At 56.0% G+C, this 18,237-nt stretch carries 10 protein-coding genes; 6 read left to right on the plus strand and 4 right to left on the minus strand.

All coding sequences use genetic code 11. The annotated features are described in order from the left end of the window. Nucleotides 1–174 precede the first annotated feature (174 nt). Together AB6729_RS13305 and AB6729_RS13310 are read left to right on the plus strand one after the other, a co-directional pair. Entirely contained in the window at nucleotides 175–3,639 is a 3,465-nt protein-coding gene (locus AB6729_RS13305) for a carboxypeptidase regulatory-like domain-containing protein (RefSeq protein WP_371082106.1), read from the plus strand. A 198-nt stretch (nucleotides 3,640–3,837) separates the two neighbouring features. Beyond that, nucleotides 3,838–7,221 (plus strand): alpha-mannosidase, encoded by a 3,384-nt coding sequence (locus AB6729_RS13310; RefSeq protein WP_371082107.1) that lies wholly within the window; start codon nucleotides 3,838–3,840, stop codon nucleotides 7,219–7,221. Nucleotides 7,222–7,281: 60 nt separating this feature from the next. Here AB6729_RS13310 and AB6729_RS13315 read toward each other — a convergent pair whose 3' ends face one another. From AB6729_RS13315 to fucP, 3 genes are all read right to left on the minus strand, one after another. Continuing rightward, entirely contained in the window at nucleotides 7,282–8,058 is a 777-nt protein-coding gene (locus AB6729_RS13315; protein ID WP_371082108.1) for an HpcH/HpaI aldolase/citrate lyase family protein, read from the minus strand. A 63-nt stretch (nucleotides 8,059–8,121) separates the two neighbouring features. Further along, nucleotides 8,122–10,632: a hypothetical protein gene (locus AB6729_RS13320; protein WP_371082109.1), complete on the minus strand. Its 2,511-nt coding sequence runs from the start codon at nucleotides 10,630–10,632 to the stop codon at nucleotides 8,122–8,124. A 113-nt stretch (nucleotides 10,633–10,745) separates the two neighbouring features. Continuing rightward, entirely contained in the window at nucleotides 10,746–12,149 is a 1,404-nt protein-coding gene (fucP, locus tag AB6729_RS13325; protein ID WP_371082110.1) for an L-fucose:H+ symporter permease, read from the minus strand. Between the two features lie 177 nt (nucleotides 12,150–12,326). Here fucP and AB6729_RS13330 point away from each other — a divergent pair, with 177 nt between their 5' ends. Next, nucleotides 12,327–13,430, plus strand: a complete 1,104-nt coding sequence (locus AB6729_RS13330) for a substrate-binding domain-containing protein (RefSeq protein WP_371082111.1) — start codon at nucleotides 12,327–12,329, stop codon at nucleotides 13,428–13,430. 113 nt (nucleotides 13,431–13,543) lie between these two features. Next, complete coding sequence (locus AB6729_RS13335; protein ID WP_371082112.1) at nucleotides 13,544–14,806, plus strand: MFS transporter; 1,263 nt, start codon at nucleotides 13,544–13,546, stop codon at nucleotides 14,804–14,806. On the opposite strand, the gene AB6729_RS13340 is transcribed toward AB6729_RS13335, so the two are convergent. Then, the gene (locus AB6729_RS13340) at nucleotides 14,794–15,558 is read right to left on the minus strand and encodes a GntR family transcriptional regulator (RefSeq protein WP_371082113.1); all 765 of its coding nucleotides are present in this window, start codon (nucleotides 15,556–15,558) and stop codon (nucleotides 14,794–14,796) included. The genes AB6729_RS13335 and AB6729_RS13340 overlap by 13 nt on opposite strands. Nucleotides 15,559–15,657: 99 nt before the next feature. Here AB6729_RS13340 and AB6729_RS13345 point away from each other — a divergent pair, with 99 nt between their 5' ends. Further along, nucleotides 15,658–16,560: a dihydrodipicolinate synthase family protein gene (locus tag AB6729_RS13345; RefSeq protein ID WP_371082114.1), complete on the plus strand. Its 903-nt coding sequence runs from the start codon at nucleotides 15,658–15,660 to the stop codon at nucleotides 16,558–16,560. Then, nucleotides 16,557–18,143, plus strand: coding sequence for a fucose isomerase (locus AB6729_RS13350; protein WP_371082115.1), 1,587 nt, complete (start codon nucleotides 16,557–16,559; stop codon nucleotides 18,141–18,143). Before AB6729_RS13345 ends, AB6729_RS13350 begins: the two co-directional genes overlap by 4 nt. Nucleotides 18,144–18,237 lie beyond the last annotated feature (94 nt).

Consider the following 18,237-nt stretch of genomic DNA (forward strand, 5'->3'; position numbering starts at 1 on the left):
TCTTTCAACTTCGAGCATTGAACAGCCTGGTTAGCGGACGCAAAAAACTTTGCCCGACCGGCCCGGACTAACAGTGCTCAAAATCGCAGGCGAAGCTCCTGACCGTGTTATTTGCTGTTGATTTCTTTATTTGCAGAAACACTTCGTCCGCGAACAACTAACTGGAGGCAACAAATGTACCTTCGTTCCACACGGTCCCTCCCAGGGCTGGCATCTATCGTATTTCTTTGTTCCGCTCCGCTGTTTGCGCAGGGAACACAGGCGACGCTGGATGGCCAGGTAACAGACAACTCCGGCGCAGCGTTGCCGGGCGCCAAGGTCATCGTCCGGAATGTTCAGACAGGTGTATCCACGTCCACTGTTTCTGGCGCGGATGGCTACTATCACGTGGCCGCGCTGAACCCGGGGCAATACTCCATTACCGTGCAGCAGCCCTCGTTCACCACGAGCATCCGGAATGGAATCCAGCTCGAAGTTGCGCAACATGCAGCACTCGACTTCGCTCTAACACCCGGCAATGTGAATGAAAACGTCACGGTGACAGCGTCCGCGGCGCAGCTTGAGACCGAGACCGCTACGCAGTCCACGGCACTGGGTCAGGAGAAGTTAATGGCTCTGCCAACGCAGGGTCGTAATCCGATCTCGGCTGTTTTCTCCGTGCCTGGTGTTCTTGTCACCACGTCCGATACACGTCTGCGTGCCTTCGATATTGGCGGAAGCACGGGCACCTCGATCAATGGATCGCCCGGCGGCACCAACGAAATTCTGGTGGACGGTATGAGCGCTCTCCAGAACGGATCGTCAGCCTCCTATATTCCAACGCAGGAATCCACGAGCGAAGTGCGTGTGCAGACCACGAACTACGACGCCGCGTATGGATGGACGCTTGGTGGCGTGATCAACATGCTTACCAAGAGCGGCACCAACCAGATCCATGGCGCTGCGTGGGAGTTCTTCCAGAACACGATTTTCAACGCGAATACCTATGGCAATAACTTCAACGGTGCTCCGCGTTCTTCTTCGCACGTGAATACGTTCGGCTTCAACATTACCGGGCCGATCATCAAGGACAAGCTCTTTGTCGCGTATACGTTTGAGGATCTCCGACAGAGCATCCCGGATCCCTATACTGTGTCCGTTCCGACAGACCTGCAGAAGGTGGGCGACTTTTCTCAGACCTTTGACGCAAGTGGCAATCTGATCAAGATTTATGACCCGTACTCCACAACGACTGTAAATGGTGTGTTGACGCGCACCCAGGTTCCGGGGAACAACCTGAAGAATCTCAGTCGCCCCATGAATCCCATTGCGCTGAAGGTTCTGTCAATGCTTCCCTCCGGCAATGTGAAGAATGCTCCCATTACCGGACTGAACAACCTGTCGAATGTCCCGGGCAGCCGTAAGTTTACCGACTACTTCCCGGAAAATACGGTTCGCGTCGACTATGTCATAAACCCCAAGACAAGTCTCTTTGGTCGCTACTCCCGCAATGCGCTCGCAGAAGCACGTGGTTTCCGTTATTCGACGACCACCGCGCTGAATGCAGCGGATACAAGCACAAACAATCCCTTTACCCGTGAAAATCATAATGGGACGGTACAACTTACCAGGACATTGAACCCCACGACTGTGGCGACCGTGCGTGTTGGTCTTGAGCGCTTTAAGACATCCAACGGCGCCGCGCAGGGACTGGGAACGGGCCCCAGCGCACTTGGATTTTCATCCGGTTACGCAGCACAAGCGGCGAATACTTTTCCGCAATTTACCTGGGCGAACTACAACGGTGCAGGTGGAGCTCCGCCGAGCACGACCACGAGCTATAACTACACGGTGGGCGCTTCGGTTGCAAAGGCGATCGGCAATAACAACCTGACCGCCGGTATTGACTTGCGCCTGCTGCGTAACAACGTACAAAGCCCTGGTAACAGTGCTGGCAAATTTGTCTTTGACCAGCAGTTCACCGGTTCGAATCCCCTGGCCGTAAACTCCACCTCGGGTAATGCGATTGCATCGTTCCTGATGGGGACGCCGCAGACGGGTTCTATCGATGTGAACAGCTTCCCGACGCGCCAGACGAAGATGGTGTCTCTATATTTCCAGGATGATATGCGTGTCAGAAAGAACCTGACGCTGAATATGGGACTGCGCTGGGATTATCAGGGACCACTTACCGATCGGTTTAATGGATTGGCAACCTTTAATCCAACGGCCCAGAATCCTCAATCTGTTCCGGGACAAACACTGTACGGTGGCCTGGTGTTTGCCGGCGTAAATGGACAGCCGCGCAATGTTACGAATCAGAGATGGGGCAACCTGGGACCGCGTTTCGGCGCCACCTATCAAATCGATCACAACACCGTGCTGCGGGGTGGTTATGGACTGCTCTACGGACAGAATGTGAATGATCCGGGCGAAGCACCTGGTTTCAGCTATACGACCAGCATGGTCACATCAGTCGCGGCGGGTGTCCCGTATAACACGTTGACGGATCCTTTCCCGAGCAGCAGTGTTCAGGCACCCTCGTATGCTTCCAATGGCCTGAAGACATACCTGGGACAGAGCTTCTCGTTTGCAAGTCAGAACGCCAAGCCTCCCATTGTGCAGCAGTTCTCCTTTGGTGTTCAGCATCAGTTCCCCAAAGACTTCCTGCTGACCATGTCTTACGTGGGGACGCGCTTCTCTCGTCTGCCTGTCACGCGTCAGATCAACGCAGCTCCACTGAGTGCCGTGGCGTATGGTGCATCTTACTTAACGGCAAGCGTGGCAAATCCATTCGCTGGTCTGCTTCCCGGAACAGCTTTGAACGGTACGACGATTCAGCGGCAGCAGCTTCTGGCACCGTATCCGCAGTTCCTGGTGGGTACTGTCACCGGTACCAGCGGCATTACCGAGCAGTTCATTCCCATCGGAACATCCAGTTACAACGCTGCTCAGTTCCTGCTGCAAAAGCGGTTGTCTTACGGCCTGGACTTCACGGTGCAATACACCATGTCCAAGCAGTTGGATCAGAAGCTCTACTCCAATCCGCAGGACACACAACTGCAGAAGGTTACTGCAGCGTGGGATATCCCGCGCAATATGCAGATCAGCCTTCTGTGGAAGCTGCCCTTCGGTTCCGGGCGCGCCTACGGATCACATCTGATATCGCCGGTACGCTGGGCAGTCAGCGGATGGGATATGGGATCGCTGGTACGTTTGCAGGCAGGTATGCCGCTTGACCTGACCAACAGCACAAACTCTGTGCCAATTGGCAATGCCGCTCTTGCTCATCCGACTGTGGCGCGTTGGTTCAACACCTGCACTCAAGGCAATGCGAAGAGCTGCCAGAACGGTGAAACGCCTGTCTGGAGAATACGCGGGGCATACGAGTTGCAGACGTGGAAGACGCGTCAACCTGGTGTTCGCCTGCCTGGTGTGCACAACGTTGATATCTCGCTCACGAAGCACAACCAGATTACCGAGCATGTGAATGCAGCTTTCCGCGCTGACTTTATCAATGCTTTCAACTCGCCGCAGTTCTTCAACGGCCCAACCTCTGATGTGAACAGTGGAAACTTCGGAAAGCTTCTGGGGGCCGGTTCCGGTGACCAGAGCAATTTGCCGCGGTTCGTCCAGCTTTCCATGAAGGTTGAGTTCTAACTTCAACATCAGAAAACCCGCCGTTCTCTTTACGTTCAGGTGCTGCGGGCTCTATTAAGGAGGGGTGGTGATGCCTATGGTATCTCCGCCCCTCCTTACCGTACGAAGGATGCTGAATCGATTGAGCGAGCCGGTGCTGATGAAATGGATGCAGCCCGATGCCTTAGCTTCAGCCCAGATAATAGGTGGACCCAAGATATGTATTCCACGCCGCGTTTCCTTGCCGTGCTCGCCTCCGTTGCGACTCTTGCTGCGCCGTTGATGGCGCAGTCCAACGTTGCGCCTTCCTACCAGTTCTCTCCGCAGGGACAGGCTGTTGTGCAGCGTCTGTCCTCATTTGCAGCGCTCGACGCGCGCGAATGGCAATATCACGAAGGGCCCATCGAACATGGCGAAAGTCCAGCCCTCGACACTTCTAACTGGAAGACGATTCAACTTCCTTTCGTCGCGCCTAAGGAGGAGATATGGATTCGGCGATGGATTGAAGTGCCGAAAACATTGAACGGATATGACCTCACGGGCGCGCGCATCACCTTCAAGGTGGATGTGGGTGGTTATGGCCCGGGCCGCGGTTATCTCTATGAAGTGATTTACTACAACGGTCGGCGCGACACGGAGGGAACATACATTGGACCGCGCACGGTCATTGATAGCGCGAAGCCCGGCGACAAGATTCTGATCGCAGTAAAGATGCCGCCCAGCACGGACATCAAGCATTTCGAGGGCGCTTATGTTGATGTGAACTTTGTGCCGAATCGTCCCGATCCGACTGCGCTTGCTACGGAGCTTGTTTCTGCAGCGCAGCTTCTGCCGGCTCTTATCTCCGATCCGAATCAGCTTGCGGCACAGGAGAAGCTTCTGGATGCCACTGCAAGTTCTGTCAGCCTGAGTGCGCTTGATCGTAACGATCAGGCGGCTTTTGATGCTTCGCTGGTTAAGGCGCAGGCTGCGTTGGAACCACTGCAACCGTTACTCAAGAAGTTCTTCATCACTCTCACGGGTGATGCGCATATCGATGCCGCGTGGCTGTGGTCCGCCTCCGAGGGTGTTGACCAGGTCCACTTCACGTTCGCCAGCGCGATCGAGATGATGCATGAATATCCGCAGTACATCTTTTCTCAATCCAGCGCACAGTATTACGAGTGGATCGAAGAGAAGTTTCCTGCACTGTTTAGCGAGATTCAGAAGCGTGTGAAGGAGGGTCGCTGGGAGCCAGTGGGTGGCATGTGGATTGAGCCTGACCTGAACATGACCGACGGCGAATCGCAGGTGCGCCAGCTCCTATTGGGCAAGCGGTACTTCCAGAAAAAATTTAACTATGACGTCAAGATCGGATGGAATGTCGATTCCTTCGGTTATGACTGGCAGCTTCCGCAGATTTATAAGAAGTCGGGCATCGACTATTTCGTGACGCAGAAGCTTCGTTACAACGATACGAATCAGTTGCCACTAAAACTCTTCTGGTGGCAGTCGCCAGATGGCAGCCGCGTGCTTTCGTACTTTCCGCATGACATTGTGAAGGATACTGAGGCGTCTGAGATTGCGCATGATGCTGCTGTTGCGATGCAACTCAACCCCGGCCAGCAGCAACTGATGCATGTCTACGGTCCCAGTCTTGGCCGGTTGAATATCTACGACGCGCGCACGGCGATTCAGAATGGCATCAACTGGTCAAACCCAAAGCGCGTCTATCCGCGTGTTGAGTTCCGCACATCGCAGGCATTTTTTGACGATATGAACGCGCACGTTGCCACTACCGGCATGCCTGTGTGGAACTACAAAACACTTGCTGCAGGAAACCCAAAGCTTCCCGAAGCCACCGCGGGCAAGATTAGTCTGCCTGTGTGGAACGATGAAATTTATCTCGAACATCATCGTGGCACTTACACCACCCACAGCGACCAGAAAGCTCACATGCGTCATAGTGACCAGTGGTTGCTGGATGCAGAGAAGTATTCGTCACTTGCATGGCTAAGTGGTTTGAACTATCCCGGTGAATCCTTCACGCAGGCATGGAAGAAGAAAGCATTTAACGAGTTTCATGATGTTGCATCGGGAACCGCAATTGCCGCAGCCTACGTGGATGCACAGCATGACTACGATGAAGCGCATCGGATTGCGAATGAAGCTGAGGGGAATGCTATCCGCGAGTTGCAGCGCCACATCAACACCGAGGCGCAGCCGGGTGTTCCTGTTGTGGTGTGGAACAGCCTGAGTTGGGATCGTTCGGATACGGTCACAGCGACAGTGCAGATGCCGCATGCAACGCCGAACGGTATCAGCGTACTTGATGCGAACAATCAGCCTGTACCGATGCAGGTGTTGTCGCAGGATAAGTTAACCAATACTTACCAACTGCTGCTGAAGCCGAAGATGGTGCCTGCGATTGGATACACCGTGTTGCACGCCGTGCCCGGGCAACGCAGCGTTGCAAGCGATCTTTCCGTGCATGGCACAACGCTGGAAAACAACCTTCTGCGTGTTGTGTTGGATCCCAAAACGGGTTGCATCACAAGCCTGTATCGCAAGGATGCAAAGTTTGAGAGTATTGCTCCCAACCAATGCGGCAACAAGCTGGAGACGTTTGTCGATCTGGGGCGCGGCCTGACGGAAGTCAATCTCGATAGTATCCGTGTCGAAGATGCGTGGAATATCGATAAGGGTTACGACAAGCAGGAAACGGATATCACCGAGGTTGCCAGCATTCAGACCGTCGAGCATGGCCCGCTGCGTTCCGTCATTCGCATCACACGACATTGGAATAAATCTACGTTTGTGCAGGACATTACGCTGTATGCCAACTCGCCGCGCGTTGATGTGGTGAGTGATATCGACTGGCACGAGACGCACGTCCTGCTGAAGGCGAGCTTCCCACTGACCGCAACCAGTTCGAATGCAACGTATGAAATTCCGTACGGCAGCATTGAACGTCCTACTACGCGCGACAATCCGATTGATGCGGCGCGCTTTGAGGTTCCGGCACAGCGCTGGGCTGACCTGGGCAACAGCGAACATGGCTTGAGTCTCATTAACGATTCAAAGTATGGCTACGATGCGCTCGGCAATACGCTTCGTCTGTCGTTGCTGCGCGCACCGCTTTATCCCGATCCAACGGCTGACCGTGGCCATCACCATTTCAGTTACTCGCTCTATCCACATGCGGGTTCGTGGAAGCAGGCTGACACCGTGCTGCGTGGCTATGAGTTCAACTATCCGATGCAGGCTTCGCAGGTAGGAGCGCATGGTGGCGATCTTCCCGCGAATCACTCTCTTGTCCACGCCGCGCAGCACAACATTGTTGTGACAGCGATGAAGAAGAGCGAGGACGATGACAGCCTGACGCTTCGTTTTTATGAGTGGGCAGGCGAGAAGACACGCGCAAAGATCACTGTGCCCGCTGGCGCAACACAGGTTACGGAGACCAATCTGATGGAACAACCTGTGAACGGTTCCAGTGCCCAGGTGGCTTTGCATGGCAATGAAGTTGAGTTTAATGCAGAGCCTTATTCCATCAACACGGTGCGCCTGGTCTATCCATCACGTGGCAGCAGTGTGTGGCATGCCCAGCCAGCAGGTAAGTAAGAAAGAGGCGGATGCAATTTTTGCATCCGCCTCTTTCATTTGTGTGGTGTTGTAGCAGGACTAGTAGAAGGTGGTTTGTGCTTGTGGCTTGTCTTTGATTCCCAGCGGTTCAAGTAATGCTTTGGCTCCGAGCTTCATCAGGCCCAGTTCGGTTAGGGACTGGAAGAACTGGAAGCCCTGCTGGTGGAAGCGGCGCACGTCCTCCGCGCTGCCTGCGGGACGGCCGAGCCATTTGCCGTTGCGCTGTGCTGCTGCAACGATCTTTGTGATGGCTTCTTCCAATAGCGGTTCATCCTGACGCCCGCGCAGGCCCAGCGAGAACGAGAGATCGCTGACGCCAATAAAGATCACGTCGATACCGGGCATTGCGGCAATCTCTTCAATCCGGTCCACAGCTTCTGCTTCTTCGATCACGCACACAACCAGAACGTTGGCATCGGCGGAATCGTAATAGCTGCCGGGTGCGGGCCATGTGGCGACCGCAAGGCCAGCACCCGAACCGCGGCGTCCGAAGGGAGGATAGTGGCAGCCATGCACGGCCTTCTGTGCACGCTCCGCGTCGGAGACGAAGGGGAAGATGACACCCTGCACGCCTTGATCGAGGACGCGTTTTGCGAGCCACACTTCAGGCCAGGGCACACGTGCAAAGACGGGCGCGGGCAAACCGCGTGTGGCCAACACCATCGTGCGCAGAGATTCCAGCGAGAGGGAAGAATGCTCCATCTCGCACCAGAGGAAGTGGAAGCCGAGCGTGGCAGCGTGTGCTGCCGTCTCTACATTGTTTGAGGTGACGGTCATGCCCAGGACAAACTCGCCTGCCTTCAGTCTTTCGCGCATGACACTCCATGTGTCGGGAGAAGACGGGTGTTGATCTGCGGCATATTCATTGGCCATTGGGGTCTACGCCTCCTTCTTGATAACGGGTTTCAACATGACTTCAGCAACCTGGCATCCGCGGCCGTTGCCGCCGAGACCAGCCTCACGCGTCCACGTGAGCAGAAGCTCACCTGATGCGGTTGCTGATTTGGGAAGTGCAAATGTCTGCGGCGCAGGTGGCCACGGACGCAGTTGCAGCGGATGGATTTCAGTGGACTCATTTGCCACCAGCTTTGTCTTTACGTTCTTCGAGTCGCCGGAGATCACCACCTGAAGGCTGTACTCCACATTCGGATCAAGACCGGTGTAGTGCATCTTCAGCGGCTCTTCGTAAAGGCTCTCTGCCCAGTGTTTCCAGGCCATCGGTTCATCGGCGCCGAAGCGGTCTGGGTAGTTGGTCCCAACGTGCGTCGAGCGACGGAAATCAAAATCATCCTCGGGGCTTTCGATCACAAGATGCGGGCGATTCGTGATGTTGCCCAACTCATCGTAGAAGCCGCCGGGGCCTGGGTTGGTGCGATTCAACAGTGCACGAATCGCATTCACTTTTTCTTCCTGCACTTCGATGGAACTTAGCGCGCGAAGCCGTTTGATGAAGTAGGGAGCATCCGTAACAGGATGATCGATGGTGTTGAGCGGCGCTCCACGTTCCACGCCTTCACCCCGGAAACGTTCCACGGCAAGCTGTTGATGGATGCTTTGGAACAGTGCATGGCCGAGTTCGCTGATACGTGTGCGGAGTGCGGGAGCGATCTGCACCACGGCAGCCTTACGCAAAACTTCAATCGCTTCATCCACGAGATTTTGTGGATCAATACCATTGGCAGGCATCTGTTCCGACTTGCCACCAGTGCCCCAGGGGACGGAGGCAAAGCCGAAGTCTTCAATACGTTCCAACACGCTTTGCGCGCGCGCAAGTTCGCCGGACTCAAAGAGAAGACGCCTGCGTACATAGGCATCGCAGCATGCGCGGAAGAGTGCCTGCTGCCAGCGCCAGTTTTGCAATAAGAACGGCGAGGCCGTCCTCTCGATAGAGAGGAATTTCTGCAGTGTTACATCGACGAGTTCGTTGGTGGCGAGCCGGCCTTCCCAGTTGTGCTCCAGATCAAGCAGCCCTTGTGCGTATGCAGAACCATCCTTCGCACCGATGATGTAGTTGCCAAAGTCGCGAACAGCTTCTGTGGCAGACATCTTCGGATCCCAGGAGACGAGGCTCCAGACGAATTTGTTTACATCGTCATTAACGCCTTCGGAGTAACTGACGAAACCGATTGTGTCCTTCAACATGGAACGCAGAATTGCAGCTTCGATTTGAGGACGCGGATTAATAACTTCGCGTCCTTCCGTGACAACGTACGCGATGTCCCAATTATTGATGGAATATTGCGACTCGATGCTGTGTGTGATGTCCGGATAAAAGCGGATGGGATACTTCGCTGGCAAAGCCTTGCGCAGTTGTGTGATGGAGATTCTGTTTTGTGGACCGAAGACGATACCGTCGAGCCATGACTGCGTATGTGCATCCGCTGCCAGCTTCAGGAAGTCGGCCAACCATTCTGCGTTGAAGGATTGTGGCGACATCCACATCTGCAATTTGGGATGTGTCTTGCGCAGGCTTGCCTTCTGCTTTTCCAGTAAGGCCAGCATGTGTTTCGGTTCGGTGTGGCCGGGATCGCCGCCGGGAACAAATACTACGTCTACGCGCGGGAGATTATGTAGAACCGCAGCCCAATTGCGCACTTCCGCGTCGACGGTCTGCGCATCGGCATAGTTCCTGGCCATGGCGGGATACCAGACGGAAACATCCAGATCGTACTTATCGCAGATGCGCGACATTTCGATCATCATCTGCTGAGGCGGGATGGCAAAGTGTGGGCTGTCCGTGTCGTCGTCGGTGACAGGCGGCAGTAGCTCTACTGTGTTGGTCCCGAAGATGGCAAGCTCGCGGATGTACTGATCCCACATCTCAACGGTGAATGCATCGTACGCATTTGTCTTTGGGCGAAAACCGAGTTGATGACCACGCACTGCGTAGTGCGGCGAACTGGTCAGGTTCATCACCTTCAGGTTGCCGGAAACAGCACGGCGTGTGAGGCGAAGCGATCGCAGCATGCGTCCTGCACCGAAGATGAGGCCTCGTTCATCGCTGCCGCAGACGGCAATCCACTGGCTACCGCCTTCATTGCCGGTTGCGATGGCATAGGATTCGGCAGGCAGTTTCGCTGCTTTTGCAGAGACGCTGGAGACAGCAGAACCAAGTCCATGCCAGTTGGAGTGTGTTCCAAGGTAGATCCTTACGGCGCCTGCGGGTGCGCTGTTTCCCCTGGTCCAGGTGATGCCGCAACGCTTCAGGATTTCATCGACCACCATGTCTGCGGCAACTACTTCGCGCGTGGAGGGCGAAGAAGGAATGATCACCGTGCAGTGATTCAGATCAGTCAGGTTGCTCTCAAGCGCGTACAGCGCCTTGCCTCCGCTGATACAGGAGACTGCAAGCGATGCTGCTGTTCCCTGTAGAAAACTTCTGCGCTTCATTATTTTCTTCTCCCGCCGCATCGTTCGGTTCTCCAACACGCAAGTTGTGTTCGAAGGATTTCGTGCGCGGCTATTCGCTGGTTATGCCTTGTACTCGCAAGCTAATGCAGAGATCATGCGTATGCCTGTGCCGCGCAGTTTGCAGCGCGCCGCTTTTCGTATCGACCCATGTACGCCGCGTAAGCTGCAACGCCAGCCATGCCCAGCATGGGAATCACAAACGCGAGCGCGGTGCTGTGCCATTGTTCTGCGAGCCATCCCATGATCGGCGTGAATACGGCGCCGCCAACGATTGCCATGACGATGAATGATCCGCCGATGTTAGTGTTGGGGCCGAGGTCTTTAATTCCAAACGCAAAGATGGTTGGGAACATTACCGAAAGGAAGAAGCTGGTTAGCAGGATGGCAATCACGCCTGCCCACGTGGGGAAGAACATGGCGAGAAGAAGCAATCCTGTGTTGGTCACGCCATAGCAGGTCATGAGGCTGCTTGCACTGAATCGCTTCATGAGTCCTGTGGAGATGAAGCGACCAATTCCGAAGATGACCAGGATGCAGGTGAGCAGCAGGCCTGCCTTCTTGTCGCTGATGTGTACATATTCCCTGGCGTATTGAATGAAGTAGCTCCACATACAAACCTGCGAACCGCACTGGATAAACTGCGCGAAGACACCCCATAGAAAGTGTGGCTTGTGAAGCAGCGAGCGCCAGTCGCCGCTGGTGTTTTCGCAGCTATCGTCGTTCGCATTCAGTTTCGGAAAAGTTGTTGCTCCAATGAGTAAAGCCCACACCAGCGCGATGCCGCCAATCACCAGATACGGTGTAACGACGCGTAGCGTTTCCATGTGCAGATAGCTTGCATAGGTGTGATCTGACTGCTTGGCGGCCACTTCCGCGGGGGAAAGTTCCACACCGGAAAAGATGAAGATCGTTCCGAGCAAAACACCCGTGATGCATCCCAGTGGATTGAATGCCTGCGCAAGATTGAGGCGGCGCTCAGATGTTGCTTCAGGGCCAAGCTGCGCAACAAAGGGGTTGGAGGCTGTTTCGAGAAAAGCGAGCCCACTCGCGACAACGAAGAGTGCGCCCAGAAAGAATGCATACGTGCCGGAGATGGCTGCGGGCAGAAAGAGAAAACACCCTGCGGCAAACAGGCACAGGCCAGTGATGAGTCCGCGCTTATAGCCGTAGCGCCTCATCATCAATCCGGCGGGCAACGCCAGAACGAAATATCCAAGATAGAAAGCAGATTGCACGAGTCCCGCTTCAAAGCGGGTCAGCGAGAACGATTTCATGAACTGACGAATCAACACATCGTTCATGCTGTTTGGAATGCCCCACAGGAAGAACAGGCTGGCGACTAGAGCAAAGGGGCGAACTGCGCCTGCTGGAATCAATCGCGCAGACGCATTGTGGTTTGCAATGGTTTCGTCTTTTGCAGGGAAAGACGGGTCTTCTGTACGTAACTCTTTGCTGCCACGGTGTGTGGTTTGCGCGCGTGTGATTTCCGGGGTCATGGAATCTTTGGACAATTCTGTAGTTATGTTCGTATTATCTGTCATCGCTGCTTCCGGAACCTGTACTGATAGCTCAAGTGCAAGCTGATGTATGAAATAGGTTTCGAAAGCGAACATTAGCCTTCATCTCATAGGGATGACAAGCAGATGCAGGGGAAATCTGTACTTACAGGTCCAATGAAGACACACAAGTACATGTCAGTGTTTGAGGGGTTGCAGCGAGACATCCTCAGTGGGAAATTTGCACGTGGAAAGCGTCTGCCCAGTGAGACGGAACTCTGCCTGCGCTACAAGGTTTCTCGACCCACGGCAGCTCGCGCTCTGCGCGAATTGCAACAGATGGGCGTTATCGTACGACGCTCCGGAGCAGGGAATTACCTTGCATCGGGGCCGGTCGCGCAGACAGCGAAAACCCACACGCTTGGCATCTTTGTGCCAGGTCTGGGTAAGACCGAGATTCTCGATCCTATCTGCAACGAGATCACCCGCTTTGCGCAGACGCTTGGGTGCGCCGTGCTATGGGGCGATGCGACGACTCCCATTGTGACCGGCGCAGATGCGCTTCAGCTTTGCAACGAGTTCATCGCTCGTAAGGTGGATGGTGTTTTCTTCGCGCCGTTTGAGTCGATTCCGGATCGGAGTCATTGGAATCGTAAGCTGGCGGATAAGTTGAGCCAGCAGAAAATTCCTCTCGTTCTGCTGGATCGCGATCTGGGGGAATATCCCTCGCGCAGCGAGTTTGACCTGGTGGGTATCGACAATGTCGCGGCTTCGATTGCGATCACGACACACCTGCTGGAACAGGGCCGTAAGCGGGTCTGCTTTGTTGCTCGCGATAACTTTCCCTCCACCACCGATCTGCGGTTGTTGGGATGTCGTGAAGCAGTCCGCCGATTCGGCATGAAGGCACGGCACCAGATTCCTTATTTTGGCGATCCTGCGGACCCCAGGTTTGTTTCGAACCTGTTGAAAGTTTCTGAGCCGGACGCGATTCTTTGTTCCAACGATCAGACCGCTGCGTTGCTCATGCGTACACTTGCCCAATTGAAGCGCGCGATACCCGACGAAATTGCCGTTGCGGGTTTTGATGATGTGCATTACTCCACATTGCTGACACCGCCACTCACCACCATGCGTCAGCCTTGTCGTGAGTTGGCTCAAACTGCTGTGAAGACGTTGCTGGAGCGTATCCAGAGGCCGGATCTTCCATCCCGGCAGATACTTCATTCGCATACGTTGGTTGTGCGTCAGTCGACGACCCCATTGGATGTACAGGTGTGACGGAGGAAAAGAGTTTGCAAGTATTCATCACATCTCGCATGTTGCTCACAGTTGTCGACATATGGTACACATTGCGCACTGCATTCATTCCCATGTCTGAGTTGCCTGTTTAAATGCCGCAAACCTCTGCTGATCTCAAGACCGAGCAAGGCAGCCCCTATCGCTGGTGGCTGATTGCCATGCTTTGGTTCGTCTGCTTCTGCAATTACGCAGACCGCCAGGCGATCTTCTCCATCTTTCCGCTGCTGCGTACGGACCTGCATCTGACCGACCTGCAACTGGGCGTGGTGGGTTCGTCGTTCATGTGGATGTATGCGCTGGCCGGTCCATTGGCGGGATGGCTTTCGGATCGCGTTTCTCCACGCAACGTGATTCTTGGCGCGTTGGCCTTCTGGTCTGTGGTGACGGGCGCAACAGCACTGTGTCATAGCTTTGGCAGTATGGTGCTGTTCCGCACGCTTGGCGGTTTGGGTGAAGCTTTTTATTTTCCCGCAGCAATGGCGCTGATCGGCATGTACCACTCCGCTTCGACACGTTCGCGTGCGATGGCGCTGCATCAGTCCGGCGTATATGCCGGAACCATTGGCGGCGGCGCTCTCTCTGCGCTGATTGCGCAGGACCACGGATGGCGCAGCTCCTTCTTCCTCTTTGGCGCAGCAGGCGTGGTGCTGATGGTGATTCTGGCAGTGGCTTTGCGTCGCCCCCAGCAGAAAAATGCGCCCAGTCACGAGAGCCAGGCGGACTTTTTCAGCGGCGTGCGCAACGTGCTGGCCAGCGGACGCGTGCTTACGCTGATCGGTGTCTTCATTGGAGCGAATTTTGTTGCGGTGGTGTTCCTGACATGGCTGCCCACGTATCTCTACACAAAGTTTCACCTGAGCCTTGCGAATGCAGGTTTCAGCGCTACCGCGTACCTGCAGATGGCGTCGGTGACTGGCGTTTTGCTGGGCGGTATGCTGGCGGATCGGTTTGCGGCAAAGCTAACCGGCGGACGCCAGTTGATTCAGGCCGCAGGCTTGTTTTTAGGTGTGCCGTTTCTCTTCCTCACGGGCTGGTCCCTGTCGATGGCGGGGCTGATCGTGGGCATGATCGGTTTCGGCTTCTTCAAAGGCATGTACGACGCGAATATCTTTGCCTCGCTGTATGACGTGATTCCGGTGGAGCGGCGCGGTGTGGCGGCAGGCACGATGAATTCGCTGGGATGGCTGGGCGGTGGATTTGCACCCATCCTGATTGCGAAGGCTGCGGGACGCTATGGCCTGGGTGTGTGCATGAGCGCGACATCGCTCATTTATCTATGCCTGGGTGTGGTGCTTCTGCTGCTGGTGCGAGGTATGCGAAAGCAGGCCGCAACGGCAGCGGATCAGACCGCGTAAGGCACGGCAGACTCCAGCGCAGCCAGGTGGCTTTCGCGCTCCCAGCGATCGAACTGGTCCAGCCGTTCGCTGGCGCTGGCCTGGATATGCTCTGCCAGAAGGCGTTTTGCTTCTTCGGGATTGCACTGCAGAACGGCTTGCAGAATGGCACGGTGATGACGATGGATGCGTTCCAGCTCGTCGCGGCGGTGGCCGCTGCGCTGAATGGCAAAGATGCGCATCATCAGGCGCGTGTCATTGACCACCTTCAGGATGCGCGCATTGGATGCGATCCGGATCAGCAGCGAGTGGAAGCCGAGATCGGCCACAGAGAATCGCTTCATCTGTTCGGCATTTAATTCTGTTGACCCGGTGCTCTTGAGTTCTTTCAGCAGCACTTGTGTTTCGGCCAGCAGGCCTTCCAGGCGTTCCTTGTCCGCGGGGCGCACTCCGTTCTGTGCTGCGCGACCGACTGCAAAAACCTCCAGGGCTTCGCGCAGCTCATACAGGTCCACGATGGCCTGACGGGTGAGTTGGGTAACGGTCAGGCCGCCGCCGGGGCTGAGCTCCAATAGCCCTTCCGCCAGCAACTGGCCGGCCGCTTCGCGGATAGGGGTGCGGCTGCTACCCAGTTCGCGCGACAGGGCAAGTTCGCTGAGCAGCGATCCAGCACGGAGCTCTCCGGTGGCAATCTTTTGCTGGATAAGTTGATACGCCTTCATCCGTACGGATGGTTTGGGGCCGGGGTGATGTGTTTTTGAGCGGCGGGGCACGCAGCAAGTGTATCGCGTACTTTGTGTGTGCATATTGTCGACATATGAAACACTCCTCTGCTACAGTCCTTCCATCAAGATTTTCTGAATGGACCTGACATGACACAATTTCGCGGAGTTTATGCCGCCGTACTGGCCCCCCGGAATGCATACGGCACAATCGATACCGACAGCCTGCGCCGGCAATTTGACCTGCCGGAGCGGGAAAACATGACGGGCTATGCCGTCAACGGCGCGACCGGAGAATTCACTTATGCCACGCCGGACGAACTGGCGTTGACCCTGAAGATGGCGCGCGCAGTGGCGCCGTCGTCGCGGATACTGGTCGGCATTGGCGCGGGCGATGTGCGTGGAGCGGTGCTGCGCGGGAAGATTGCCGCCTATCACGGAGCGCAAGGTGTGCTGCTGCCCATGCCATCCTTCTTCCCGTATCGGCAGGATGATCTGCGGGCGTTTTCGATGGCCGTTGCGGATGCGGTGCCGATCCCGGTGCTGCTGTACAACCTGCCACAGTTCACCAGCGGATTGCAGATGGACACGGTGCTGTCGCTGCTGCGATCACATGACAACATTGCGGGCATTAAGGACAGCAGTGGTTCGCTGGACATTGTCCGCGCCATGACCGTGGAGAAAGTTGCTGGCGCACGGATTATCGGCAACGATTCTGCGCTGTGCCCGGCCATGGAGGAGAACCTGTGTGATGGCGTTGTGTCGGGGGTGGCATGTGCGCTGCCGGAGCTGATGACGCGGCTGTTTGCCTCCAGACCTGGCAGCGAGAGCTACAAGCAGGATGAGGCATTGCTCAAGGAATTCATTGAACATCTGAATCCGCTGCCCACACCGTGGGGCTTGAAGGTGGCCAGCGAGGTGCGCGGATTTACGCGTGCGAGTTATCCTTTCCCCCTGTCGCCGGAGCGTGAAGCGGAGACGGCTTCTTTGCGGACGTGGTTTGCGCATTGGGTCAAGCAGGCAGTGAGCACAAAGGTAGGTAAAGCAGCATGAAGCAGGTCTATCTGGTAACCAGCGGCGACCTTCGGCCCAGCGCGAACCGTGTTTGTTGGCCCGCGCAGGCGGAACTGGAAGCGCGTTTGACGCAGGTCTTTGCCGACAACGGATGTGAACTGATCCGCGCGTTTCCCGTGGATGAAAAAGCCGGGCACGGCTTCATCTCGAGCCAGCGCATGGGCATGGATGTCTTCCGCAATATCCCTGCGGATGCGCCGCTGGTTTTTGCCACGGCTGCATGGCAGTACACGCATCACGTGTTGCCGGGTATGCGTTCGCACAAGGGACCGATTCTGACGCTGGCGAACTGGTCCGGGCAGTGGCCGGGACTGGTGGGCCTGCTGAATCTGAATGGTTCGCTGGTGAAGGCAGGCGTGCGTTTCTCCACGTTGTGGAGTGAGAATTTTACGGACGACTTTGCGCTGCGTGGTCTGCGCGAGTGGATCACCACTGGCAACGTCACACACGATCTGTCGCACGTGGCGCTGCTGGATACGGCAAATCTTCCCGCAGAGGCGAATGCGCTGGGGCAGAAGCTGGCGGCAGAGGTGCTTGAGAAGAAGATCATCCTGGGCGTCTTCGACGAAGGCTGCATGGGTATGTACAACGCCATCATTGATGACGAGCCGCTGAATCGTTCAGGCTTCTTCAAGGAGCGGTTGAGCCAGTCTGCGTTGTTTGCGCGTATGCGGACGGTAAGCGAAGCCGATGCGCAGGCTGTGCGTACATGGCTGGATGCGAAGGGACTGAAGTTCAATACAGGCACTGATGAAGCCACGGAACTGACCGATCGTCAGATTCTGGAACAGTGCCGCATGTACATTGCCGCGCTGCGCATGGCGGATGAGTTTGGCTGCGACAGCGTGGGCATTCAGTATCAGCAGGGATTGAAGGATCTGGCTCCGGCTTCCGACCTGGTGGAAGGTTTGCTGAACAATCCGGATCGTCCGCCGGTCAAGAGCGACGATGGCCGTGAACTCTACGCAGGGAATGCGTTGCCGCATTTCAATGAGGTGGACGAGTGCGCCGGTGTCGATGGCGTCATTACGAATCATTGCTGGAAGGCGTTGGGGCTTGATCCTTCGACCACGCTGCATGATGTTCGTTGGGGTAAGCCGTATGGCGACGACTACGTGTGGCTGTGGCAGATCTCCGGTGCCGCTCCGGCAAGCCATTTCGTCGGTGGCTATGCCGGTTCGCAGAGTGATCGACAGCCTGCGATGTATTTCCCGCTGGGCGGAGGCACGCTGAAGGGCATTGGACGTCCGGGCGATGTGGTGTGGAGCCGCGTGTTTGTGGAAGGTGGCGCCATGCATATCGACCTGGGACTGGCTAAGGTCATCACGCTGCCGGAAGACGAAACCGAGGCGCGCTGGAACGAAACGACGAAGCAGTGGCCCATGGTGAGTGCGGTAACGGAGGGTGTGAGCCGCGATGCCTTCATGGCGCGCCATCGCGCCAACCATGTCAGCATTGCTTATGCGGGCAGCCGCGACGAGGCGCTGAAGGCGCTGGCGACCAAGGCGGCCATGTGTGCCGAGCTGGGCATCACCGTGCACCTGTGCGGTGTGCACGTGTAGTCAACACGGCGAGTTTTCGCCAGAAGAATGCGCTCTGCGGTATAACGCTTATACGCCGCAGGGCGCTTCTTTTTTGCCACGAAACTGAGACGAT

Source organism: Terriglobus sp. RCC_193 (genome assembly GCF_041355105.1).
In the GTDB taxonomy this organism is placed as follows: domain Bacteria; phylum Acidobacteriota; class Terriglobia; order Terriglobales; family Acidobacteriaceae; genus Terriglobus.

What these genes read in the sequence shown, in the direction of transcription:
- AB6729_RS13305 (WP_371082106.1), top strand. Translation starts at nt 175, where the DNA reads ATGTACCTTCGTTCCACACGGTCCCTCCCAGGGCTGGCATCTATCGTA.
- AB6729_RS13310 (WP_371082107.1), top strand. Translation starts at nt 3,838, where the DNA reads ATGTATTCCACGCCGCGTTTCCTTGCCGTGCTCGCCTCCGTTGCGACT.
- AB6729_RS13315 (WP_371082108.1), bottom strand. Translation starts at nt 8,058, where the DNA reads ATGCGCGAAAGACTGAAGGCAGGCGAGTTTGTCCTGGGCATGACCGTC.
- AB6729_RS13320 (WP_371082109.1), bottom strand. Translation starts at nt 10,632, where the DNA reads ATGAAGCGCAGAAGTTTTCTACAGGGAACAGCAGCATCGCTTGCAGTC.
- fucP (WP_371082110.1), bottom strand. Translation starts at nt 12,149, where the DNA reads ATGACCCCGGAAATCACACGCGCGCAAACCACACACCGTGGCAGCAAA.
- AB6729_RS13330 (WP_371082111.1), top strand. Translation starts at nt 12,327, where the DNA reads ATGAAGACACACAAGTACATGTCAGTGTTTGAGGGGTTGCAGCGAGAC.
- AB6729_RS13335 (WP_371082112.1), top strand. Translation starts at nt 13,544, where the DNA reads ATGCCGCAAACCTCTGCTGATCTCAAGACCGAGCAAGGCAGCCCCTAT.
- AB6729_RS13345 (WP_371082114.1), top strand. Translation starts at nt 15,658, where the DNA reads ATGACACAATTTCGCGGAGTTTATGCCGCCGTACTGGCCCCCCGGAAT.
- AB6729_RS13350 (WP_371082115.1), top strand. Translation starts at nt 16,557, where the DNA reads ATGAAGCAGGTCTATCTGGTAACCAGCGGCGACCTTCGGCCCAGCGCG.